5 protein-coding genes and 1 pseudogene are annotated in these 10,972 nt (G+C 65.2%); 4 read left to right on the top strand and 2 right to left on the bottom strand.

The features are described from left to right. A pseudogene (locus tag A7D17_RS23635) lies at positions 1–107 on the top strand (IS110 family transposase); the annotation flags it as partial. A 61-nt stretch (positions 108–168) separates the two neighbouring features. Here A7D17_RS23635 and A7D17_RS10370 read toward each other — a convergent pair. Further along, positions 169–2,943, bottom strand: coding sequence for a TonB-dependent receptor (locus tag A7D17_RS10370; RefSeq protein WP_064508995.1), 2,775 nt, complete (start codon positions 2,941–2,943; stop codon positions 169–171). Between the two features lie 315 nt (positions 2,944–3,258). Beyond that, positions 3,259–5,340 (bottom strand): glycoside hydrolase family 97 protein, encoded by a 2,082-nt coding sequence (locus A7D17_RS10365; RefSeq protein ID WP_064508994.1) that lies wholly within the window; start codon positions 5,338–5,340, stop codon positions 3,259–3,261. A gap of 242 nt (positions 5,341–5,582) precedes the next feature. Here A7D17_RS10365 and A7D17_RS10360 point away from each other — a divergent pair, with 242 nt between their 5' ends. The 3 genes from A7D17_RS10360 to A7D17_RS10350 are packed head-to-tail and all read left to right on the top strand — an operon-like array spanning position 5,583 to position 10,917. Continuing rightward, a complete protein-coding gene (locus tag A7D17_RS10360; RefSeq protein WP_064508993.1) occupies positions 5,583–7,769 on the top strand; it encodes an alpha-L-rhamnosidase-related protein in 2,187 nt (728 codons plus the stop codon). Continuing rightward, positions 7,766–9,244 (top strand): MFS transporter, encoded by a 1,479-nt coding sequence (locus tag A7D17_RS10355; RefSeq protein WP_064508992.1) that lies wholly within the window; start codon positions 7,766–7,768, stop codon positions 9,242–9,244. Before A7D17_RS10360 ends, A7D17_RS10355 begins: the two co-directional genes overlap by 4 nt. Further along, positions 9,244–10,917 carry an alpha-amylase family glycosyl hydrolase gene (locus tag A7D17_RS10350; protein ID WP_064508991.1) on the top strand — a complete coding sequence of 558 codons (1,674 nt, stop codon included), beginning with the start codon at positions 9,244–9,246 and terminating at the stop codon, positions 10,915–10,917. The genes A7D17_RS10355 and A7D17_RS10350 overlap by 1 nt, the downstream gene beginning before the upstream one ends. Positions 10,918–10,972: the final 55 nt, after the last annotated feature.

Here is a 10,972-nt window from a genome sequence, read left to right as displayed (position 1 = left end):
CCAAGGGCAAGGCTGGCAAGGTGGCTCTGGTGGCGGCCATGCGCAAGTTGCTGGTCATCCTCAACGCCAAGATGCGGGATCAACTGGCGGCTGCCGCCACCAGTTGATCAAGACAGTTGCTCTCCCGGAGGGAGAGGGGCTAACAGCGCTATTTTTCCCTGCAATGGCTCAGAACTTGTAGTTCACACCCAGTACGAAGGTGCGGCCCCATTCGATGTATTCGAGCGGGCGATCCTTGGACTCTGCATAGGTGCGGTACGGCGAGTTGCTGAGGTTGCTGGCCTGCAGCAGCAGGGTCAGGCCGGACAGGCTGCTTCCTTCGCTGAAGTTGTAGCTGATCTGCGCGTCGGTGATGTTTTCGCCGACCACGTAGCGCAGGGTGCGGTTGCCGTTGAAGTTGCCGATCTCGCCGATGAAGTCCGAGCGGCGACGTTGGCTGACGCGCGCTTCGAAGCCCTTGTGCTCGTAGTAGGCGGTGAGGTTGTAGACGCGTTCGGACAGGCCGGGCAGGCTGATTTCGCCATCGCCCACGCTGGAGGCGCTTTCCGGGTCGCGAATCTTGACGTCGCTGTCGTTGAAGGTGGCGCTGGCCTGGATGCCGAAGCCTTCCAACGGGGCGAACAGCAGGTCCAGCGGCAACGAGGCGGTGAGTTCTAAGCCGCGCAGCGTGCCGCCCTTGCCGTTGAACGGTGCGCTGAAGGTGCCGGTGGTCAGCACCGGTGCGGAGCCCGGCGGCGGCACATAGCCGGCGACCAATGCCGAGAAATCGTAGTTGTCGCGGCTCTGGGTGTAGATGTAGCTCTTCAGGTCCTTGTAGAAGAACGCCGCTGCCACATAGGCGCGCTCGGCGAAGTATTTTTCGTACGAGAGGTCGATGGCGTTGGCACGCCACGGGTCGAGCATGGGGTTGCCGCCGCTGGCGCCGGGGCGGCCAGTGGAGGTGTCCACGCCGAACTCCAGCGAGGCGCGGAGCTGGTCCACGCGCGGGCGTGCCACCTGCTTGGCCATCGCAAATCGCAGCGTCTGCTCGTACGGGAGCTGGAACGCCAGGTTCAGGCTGGGCAGCCAGTCGCGATATTTCTTGCCATCGTCGATGGGACGCACTTCGCTGCCGGCCGGCTGCGAGGCATCCCAGTAATTGGCCTGCGAGGACTGGTCGGCACTCTGCAGCTGCACGCCGATGTTGCCGCGCACGCCCACTTCGCCCCATTCGGTATTGATGTTGGCGCGCAGCCAGGCGGTGGTGATCTTTTCTTCGACCGTCCAGGCCTTGGAGACCAGGAACGAGGCGTCGTCGCTGGGGTTGAACAGCATGTAGCGCGACACGGTGGCCGGCACGTTCCAGGCAGGCAGGGAGCCGAGACCGGCAAAGCCGAGATTGACCGGGGCGTATTGCAGGTCCGCCGCCACGGTGGCTTCGCCCTGCGCGCCCAGCGTGATGTTGCCTTCCGGCTGGGTCTTCTGCTTTTCGCGATTGGCGTAGTTGACGCCCACGTCCAGATCGGAAAACCAGCTCAGTGCTTCGGGCATCGGGAAGCTGGCCTGCAGGCGCGCACCCTTCAGCACGTCTTCCACGCTGGGCACCTTGCCGTAGCCGGAGCCGTAGATGGTGTTGGTCAGGAACAGCTCATCGGGATTGGAATAATTCATGCCCGGTGCCAGTTGCGAGAAGCCATTGCCGACAACCGACACGCCCACCGTGTCCAGCTGCGGCATGGGAGCGCGCTGGAGATTGTTCTCCAGATTCAACTCGTCGCGGGTGGCCTTGGAGTAGTTCAGGTCGGCGATGATCTTGACGGCGCCGGCCGAGATTTCGTTATTCCAGCCAAACGCTTCGATCTTGTCTTCGCGCTTGTTGTACATGCCGCGCACCAGCGGATAGACGCCGCTGGCGGTGCCGCCCAGGAAGGTGTTGCGGTCGTTGACGCGCACGTCGGTGATGTTCAGGCCCGGCGTGTAACCGCCGTTGTAGTTGCTCAGGTTGAGCTCGAACTGGTTGGCAGTGTCGATCTGCTCGGCCTTGGTGTGGAAGGCGTCGAGCGTGCTGGTCCAGGCATTGGACGGGCGATACTGCAGCGTGGCCATGACGCCATCGCGCTTCTGGTTGCCGGTGCGGCGCAAGGCCTTGATGCCGTCGGAAAAGTACACGCCGTCGGCCACGCCGGGGCGCTGGCGCTGTGCGTTGACCGGCTGCCAGGGTTCGTACAAACCCACCTGGTTTTCCTGGATCGGCATGTCGGTGTGTGCGTAGCCGATGGTCAGGCCGATGGTGCGGTCGGCGAACTGGTCGATGTAGCTGACGTTGAAGCGGTTGCCATAGGGGTCGACGTTGGCGGCCTTGCCCAGCGAATTGCGCTGGTAGCGGCCACCGATGGCGATGACCCGCTCGTTGTAGCTCAGCGGGCGCGCGGTCTGCATGTCGACGGTGCCCGACAGCCCCTGGCCTACCAGGCCGGCGTCCGGGGTCTTGTAGACAGTGACGCCGCTGACCAGCTCGGACGGATATTGGTCGAATTCCACGCTGCGGTTGTCGCCGGTGCTGACCACTTCGCGGCCATTGAGCAGGGTGGTGGAGAAGTCTGGCGACAGGCCGCGCACGCTGATGACCTGCGCGCGGCCGGCCACGCGCTGGGCAGCCAGGCCGGGCAGGCGCGCCAGCGATTCGGCGATGCTCACGTCCGGCAGGCGGCCGATGTCTTCGGCGGAAATGGCTTCCACGATCGAGGTGGAATCACGCTTGACCGAAATGGCGCCTTCGATCGCGCGGCGCAGGCCGGTGACCTGGACCTTGTCCAACTCGGTGACCTCGCCGGCGGCCGGCTCGGACGCGGTCTGTGCGGTGGTGGTGGTTTGCGCGGGCGTTGCCGATTGCGCGGCTGCCAACGTCGGTGCCATGGCAACGGCCAGGGCGATACTCAGCGCGGAGCGCTTGTGCTTCAACATTTTCCCCTCCCAGGTACATGTTGTTCTTTTGAATTTTGATCCGGCAGATGCCTGGATGTGCTGCGTCGTGCGTCATGCAAGGCGTCGCGACTGCAACGTATGGTAGACATCGCGCCTGCGTGCAAACGGCCGCTGCATACGTATTCAACCGCCACGATGGCGATGAAATCGATTCCATGCGCGGCTTTCGATCATGCCAAGTCGCCTGCTACGGATTGTCAGGCGACCGGAATGCTGCATCCGCAGCGGCACGGTGCCGCGATGGCATGCAATCATTGGCGGCGGCCTGCATGCGGGCCGTCGCAACGGTGTCGCTCAACGCGCGCCACCCACCGGCACGAAGCGGATTGCCTGCCCGCCGCCTGGTGCCAGCCGCAGCTCCAGGGTGTCGCTGCTGCTGACCTGACGCTCTTCGCGCACGAAGGAGAACGGGTTGCTCACATAGTCGGCGCCATCGCCATCGCGATAGATCTGCGCGGTATAGCGCACGCCCGGCTCAAGAAAGCCCAGCGGCACCTGCAGCAGGCGACCGTGTTCGTCGGTGATACTGCCCAGGAACCATTCGCGGCTATGCCGGTCCTTGCGCACGATGGTGACGTAGTCACCCACCTCGCCATTCAACGCGCGGGTCTGGTCCCAATCCACCGCCACATCCTCGATGAAGCGGAACGCGTCGCGGTGTTGCAAATAGTGCTCGGGCAGGTCGGCAGCCATCTGGATCGGGCTGTACAGCGTTACGTAGAGCGCGAGCTGGCGGGCGAGCGTGCTGGGAATCGCCTGGCCGTTGCGGCCTTTCAGGCTCACGATGCCCGGCGTGTAATCCATCGGCCCGGCCAGCAGTCGCGTAAACACCAGGTTGACCTCGTGCTCGGGCGGGTTGGGTGGCTGGCCCCAGGCGTTGTATTCCATGCCACGCGCGCCTTCGCGCGAAATCCAGTTGGGATAGGTGCGGCGCAGGCCGGTGTCCTTGATCGGCTCATGTGCGTTGACGGCGATATGCCGCTCCGCTGCCTCGCGCACCACGCGCAGGTGGTGGCGTGCCATCCACTGGCCGTCGTGCCACTCCCGCAGCGGTGCGCCGCCGGCCGGATTGCGTCGCTCCACCTGGCCATCGTCGCAGACATAGCCGGTCTTGACCGAGTCCACGCCAAAACGTGCATACAGGTCCATCGCTTCGGCGATCTGGTCTTCGTAATGGTCCACTGCGCACCCCGTCTCATGATGGCCGATCAGATGCACGCCCTTGCCGGCGGCGTACTTGCTCAATGCGGGCAGATCGAAATCCGGCGTTGATCTGGTGAAGTCGAAGCTGCCGCCATTGCCGAACCATTCGCCGTCCCAGCCTGGATTCCAGCCTTCCACCAGCACGCCGCGAAAGCCGTGCGCAGCGGCAAAATCGATAGAGCGCCGGGTCGTGGCTGTGGTTGCCGCGTGCTTGGGGCCGGTGGCCCAGGTCTGCTGGTTGAGATGCATCGACCACCACACCCCGACATACTTGGACGGCTTGACCCAGTCCACATTGCCCAGCGCATTGGGCTCGTTGAGGTTGAGGATCAGGTTCGATTCCACCAGGCCGGTGGCCTGATCGGCAATCTGCAGCGTGCGCCACGGTGTATCGAAGGGCAGGGTACGGCGCGCCTTCCAGCCTTCAGCCGCCGGCGACAATTGCGCGCGCAGGCGCTGGTCGTCGGTGCGGCGCAGCCACATGCCGGCGTAATCGACCAGCGCCGCTTCGTGCAGTGCGATATGCAGCCCGCTGTCGGTACGTAGCGTAAGCGGTGTATGCGCCAGGGTAAGTTGATTCAGGGGCGTGCGGTTGTAGAGATACTCGTAATGGATCGGTTCGCCCGCCGGAATCCACCATGCATCGGCGTGCTGGGCAATGGCGAATTCGGTGAGTTCGTCATCGATGATCGCTTCGCGCAGGCCGGCTTGTTCGGGAAAGTGATAGCGCAGGCCCAGCCCGTCGTCGTAGACGCGGAAGACCACCTCGAAGCTGCGCTGCGCACCGTCACGCTCACCCAGGCGAACACGCAGTTCGTTGTAGTGGTTGCGGACCAGGCGGGTTTCGCCCCAGGGCTGCTCCCAGGTGTCGTCATGACTCTGGCGTGCCTGCGACAGCACCACCAGTCCGCGATCCAGGCGCGCATCGCGCAGATTGAAACCCAGCCGTGAACGCTGCAGTACCGGCTGGCCCAGGCGTTGCACGCGGTAGTACGGCGTGCCGCCATCCAGCTCCAGGCTCACCTGCAGGATCTTGCCGGGCGAGGCGACCTCGATCGTGGTGACCTCGGCATGCAGCATCGGCGCCACGCTCGCGATGCAGGCGAGCAACAGCAGGCGCGCGATCCAGCACGCGCCCAGCGTCGAGCGTGCTCGACATGAAGACAGCGGCATATCCCCTCCCAAGGTGGCCGTTGCGTAAGCGACGACTATGCAGCGCGACGCCGGCACCGGACCATGTTGCGTACCGGCGTCGGCCATGAATACGTATGCAGGCGTGCGGAACGGCAAGGTGCGCGTCTACCATGGCGCCACGGCACCTGGGAGGGTCCGCGACCGTGGCGCAGGTGTGCCACGCACCACAACGCGTGCAACGAGGGAGGAAGGCCGACGGCGCAAGCCGTTTCGCCGCTTCGATGCTGAAGATGATCTGCATGGCTGCAACGCTGGGCGTTGCGGCAAGCTCGCCGGCAGTGGCCGATGAGCTGGAATTTCAGGGGCGTCGCGCACAGGCGCAGGCGCTGGACGATGGCGGTTTCGTGTTGCGATGGCCGCAGGGCGAGCGCCGCATTGCGGCGCAGCCAATGCGCACGCACACCGCCAGCCCGATGTTCGACGCCTTGTTTGCGTTAGCCCAGCAGGAGTTGGCCGACGACCGTGTCGATGCGATCCGCGATCCGGCCTTCAACGCCGGCAAGCCGGTGCCGTGCACCTGCTTCGAGACCGGCGAGCGCTGGCCGTACGTGTGGACGCGCGATGTCAGTTTCGCCGCTGATCTGGCGCTGGCGCGGCTGGAACCGCAGCGCACACGCAATGCGCTGCGCTTCAAGCTGTCGGCCGCACGCGACGGGCGCACGCCTGGCGTGTTCGTTGCGCAGGACACCGGCTCCGGTGGCAGCTGGCCGATCAGCAGCGACCGGGTGGTGTGGTTCCTGGCCGCGCGCGGTCTGCTGGACGACAAGCCGTTTGCCGACGAGGTGTGGCAGGCGCTGCAGGCCACGCTCGCGCAGGATCGCGATGCGGTGTTCGATGCACAGATTGGCCTCTACCGCGGCGAAACATCGTTTCTGGACTGGCGCGAACAGACCTATCCGGACTGGACGCGCGAGGACGTGCGCTTCATCGCCGAGTCGTTTGCGCTGTCGACCAACGTGTTGCATTACCAGGCGTTGCGCCTGGCCGAACAGATGGCGCGCCAGCGCGGCGATGCGCGTGCCGCGCGGTACGCGCAATGGGCCGAGGCATTGCGGCAGGCGATCGATGCGCGCTTCTGGGATGCGCCCAGTCAGCAGTATGTGAGCTACCTGGGCAATGCCGCGCATCCAGTGCGCTATGCCAAGGTCGACCTGCTTGGGGTGTCGCTGGGCGTGCTGGCCGATGTGTTCCCTGCAGAGCGGGCACGCACGGCGCTGCGCAATTACCCGGTAGTGGCCGGTGGCAGCCCGGTGGTGTGGCCACAGGAAGCCGCACAACCGATCTACCACAACCGCGCCATCTGGCCGTTCGTCAGCGCCTATGCCTTGCGCGCATCGCGTGCACTGGACGATGCGCCGCGCATCGCGCTGGAGTTGCAGTCGTTGATGCGCGGCAGCGCGCTGGCCGGCTCCAATATGGAAAACTACGAGATGCAAAGCCTGGCCGTGCACGTGGAAGACGGTGCGCGCAGCGGCCCGGTGGTGAATTCCCCGCGTCAGCTGTGGTCGGTGGCGGGGTATCTGTCGGCGGTACTGGAAGGCGTGTTCGGCCTGTCCGCCGATGGCAGCGTCACCCCGAAGTTGCCACGCAGCCTGGTGCCGCTGTTGTTTGGTGCACGCCAACAGATCGTGCTGGAGCAGGGCGCGCGCCGGTACGTGCTGCAGCGTCCGGCCGACGACCAGGGCGAGTTGCTGGTTGCCGGGCATGTCGAGCGGCAGGGCCAGACCACGCAGGTGCAGCTGGTCGGGCGCAAGGCCGACATGGCGGCGCCACCGCAACCGGCGCAGGTGTTTGCGCCGGCAACACCGACGCTGCCCGAGGTGCAGCAGCATGCCAATCGGTCTCTGGTTGCGATTCCGGCCGGCACGACGCTGTACATGGACGGCCGGGCCCTGGATGCCGCCGAGCATTACGCATTGCCCGACGATGGGCTGCAGCATGTGCTCAGCCTCACCCGGCGCGTGGATGGCCTGGAGTCGCTGCACAGTGCGTCGCTGACGCTTGGCCCATCGCAGACCTTGCCCGGCAGCCAGACCTGGGCATGGCAAGCCGCATCCACAGGGTGGCATCGCGTGTCGTTGCGGTATCGCAACGCCAATGGCCCGATCAATACCGGCGTCACTGCTGCGGTGAAGCGGCTGGTGCTGGATTGCCCGGGCAGGCCGACGCAAACGCAGGTGATCGTGATGCCGCATAGCGTGGGCGAGCAGGTGTCCACGCAGGTGCGCTTCGATGCCGTGGCAGTGCAGGCCTGCGTCTTTCGTTTGGAAGACGGCTTCAACATGAGTGCCCTGGCGCATTTTGCCCGGTACACCGGTGGCCGTGGCGGTCGGGACGGTGTGGTCAATGCGGCGCAGGTGAGTGCATTGATGATCGGGCCGGTAGCTGACACGGAGGCCGCGCCATGACCGCGAAACCACGCCTGAGTTTCTGGCAGATCTGGAACATGTGCTTCGGCTTTCTCGGCATCCAGTTCGGGTTTGCGCTGCAGAACGCCAATGCCAGCCGCATCTTCCAGACCCTGGGCGCGCAGGTCGACGACGTGCCGGGGCTGTGGATTGCCGCGCCACTCACCGGGCTGATCGTGCAGCCCATCATCGGCTATCTGTCCGACCGCACCTGGACGCCCTGGGGCCGTCGGCGCCCGTATTTCATGGTGGGCGCGGTGTTCACGACGCTGGCGCTGCTGGTGATGCCCAACGCGCCCGTGCTCTGGATCGCTGCCGGCACGCTATGGGTGCTGGATGCCTCGATCAATATTTCGATGGAGCCGTTCCGCGCCCTGGTCGGCGACCAGCTACCGCCGGCGCAGCGGCCCACCGGCTATGCAATGCAGAGCTTTTTCATCGGCATCGGCGCGATCGTCGCCAGCTTTCTGCCCTGGCTGCTGGCCCAATGGGGCGTGGCCAACACCGCGCCCGCGGGGCAGCTGCCCGACAGCGTGCGTTATGCGTTCTATCTGGGCGCGGCGGTGCTGTTCCTGTCGATCGGCTGGACAGTGCTGCGCACGCGCGAATACAGCCCACGCCAGCTGGCTGCCTTCGACGATGCGCATCCACCTGCTGCGACCGCAGCGATGGCCGGCCTGTTGCCGCCGCCGGCTGCCAGTGCAGCGTGGTGCGGCGCGGGTGTGCTGCTGGCTATCGCCATCGCCTGGCACCAGGGCGACCGCATGCTCTACGTGCTGGCAGGCCTGTGCATCGCCTACGGCGCACTGCTGGCGCTGGCGCGGGTGCTGCCGGCCGGCAGCATGCTGGTGGCGATCGTGCAGGATGTGCGCAGCATGCCGATCACCATGCGCCGGCTGGCCTGGGTGCAGTTCTTCTCCTGGTTCGCCCTGTTCGCAATGTGGATCTACACCACTGCCGCAGTGACCCAGGTGCATTTCGGCACTACCGATACCGCATCGGCGGCCTATAACGACGGCGCCAACTGGGTGGGCGTGTTGTTCGGTGCCTACAACGGTTTCGCGGCGCTGGCGGCGCTGGTCATCCCTGTGCTGGTCCGCGCGATCGGGCTGCGCTGGAGCCATCTGTGCAACCTGTGGCTGGGCGCAGCCGGACTGTTGTCGATGGTGGTGATCCGCGACCCACACGGGTTGCTGCTGTCGATGCTCGGCGTCGGCTTTGCCTGGGCCTCGATCCTGTCGCTGCCTTATGCCTTGCTGTCCGATAGCGTGCCTGCCGCCAAGATGGGCGTGTATATGGGCATCTTCAATTTCTTTATCGTGATTCCGCAGCTGGTCGCTGCCAGTGCGCTGGGCTTCGTGCTCCGTGCATGGCTGGGCGGCCAGCCGGTCTACGCATTGGCCATCGGCGGAGTCAGCCTGTTGGTCGCCGGCGTCTGCGTGGTGCGGGTTCCAGTCGCCTCGGGAGGGCAGTGATGCGTAGTGCGATCTATGTGGCGTTGACGATGTACGCAGGCGTGGCGTTCGCGGCGCCCGCGGCGAAGGAGTACTACGGCACTCTGGAGCCATTCGCTGCCGATGCGGTGTACTTCGTGGTCACCGACCGCTTCGTCAACGGCGATCCCGGCAACGACCAGCGCGAGCAGGGCGGTGCGCAGCGCAGCTTCGATGTGCCCACGCCTTGCGCCGATGGCAGCGACGACAACATCGGCTACCTGGGTGGCGACTTCAAGGGCATCGTCGATCATGCCGACTACATTCGCGACCTGGGATTTGGCGCGGTGTGGATCACGCCCATCGTCGACAACCCTGATCAGGCATTCACCGGTGGCAAGCCGATCACCTGCGGCAGCACGCTCAGTGATCACGGCAAGACCGGCTACCACGGCTACTGGGGCGTCAACTTCTACACGTTGGACGAACACCTGCCCAGCCCGGGCCTGGATTTCGCCGGTTTTACCCGCGCCATGCACGCCAACCACCTGAAAGTGGTGCTGGATATCGTCGGCAATCACGGCTCGCCGGCTTACACCATGCCGGTGGCGCAGCCAGGTTTCGGCAAGCTCTACGATGCGCAGGGGCGCCTGGTCGCCGACCACCAGAATCTGCCGCCCGCGCAGCTGGATCCGCAGCACAACCCATTGCATGCCTTCTACAACACCGGCGGCGGGCTGGCGGAACTGTTCGATCTCAACGAGAACAATCCGGCCGTGCTCGACTACCTGGCCAGTGCGTACCTGCAATGGATGGAGCAGGGCGCCGATGCATTCCGCATCGACACCATCGGCTGGATGCCGGATCGCTTCTGGCACGCCTTTGTGGCGCGCATCCGCGAAAAACGCCCGGGATTTTTCATGTTCGGCGAAGCTTTCGACTATGACGCCGACAAGATCGCCGGACATACCTGGGCGCGCAACGCCGGCGTCAGCGTGCTGGATTTTCCATTGAAGCAGCAGTTGTCTGCAGTCTTCGGTCGTGAACAGGCGGGCTTCGAAAAACTTGCCAAGCCATTGTTCCTGCGCCAGGGGCCGTACGCGAACCCTTACGAGCTGATGAGCTTCTACGACAATCACGACATGGCGCGGCTGGATGCCAGCGACACCGGCTTCATCGACGCGCACAACTGGTTGTTCACCGCGCGCGGGATTCCGGTGATCTATTACGGCTCGGAAACCGGCTTCATGCGCGGGCGCGCCGAGCACGCCGGCAATCGCAATTATTTCGGCGTGGAGCGTATCCGTACGGCGCCGCAGAGCCCGATCTTTGCGCCGTTGCAGCGCATCGCACGCCTGCGCCGCGAGACCCCGGCATTGCAGCGCGGCGTGCAGGTCGATATCAGCCTGCGCGGTCAGCAGGCCACGTTTTTGCGCGTGTATCAGCATGCCGGTACGACCCAGACCGCCCTGGTGCTGCTCAACAAGGGCGAAGCAGCCGCCAGCATCGAGGTCAATCGCTTCCTGCAACCCGGCATCTGGCGCGATGCAGTCAGTGGCGAACACCTGCAGGTGCAGGGGCGGCTGGTCACGCAGGTCCCGGCGCACGGCGTGCGCGTGCTGCTCTCGGACGCGCCGGTCACCGATCCCGCATTGCGCAAGCAACTCGACGCGCAGATGACCGAGCAGGCCGCCCGCGACGCCCGCAACCAGTAGGAGCGCCCCCGGGCGCGATGGGGCGCTTCATGCGCGGGACGCTACGCATGGGGTG

This window comes from Xanthomonas floridensis, assembly GCF_001642575.1.
Lineage (GTDB): Bacteria > Pseudomonadota > Gammaproteobacteria > Xanthomonadales > Xanthomonadaceae > Xanthomonas > Xanthomonas floridensis.
Note: the sequence above shows the minus strand (reverse complement) of the source record. Positions and strands in the feature narration are given on the sequence as shown.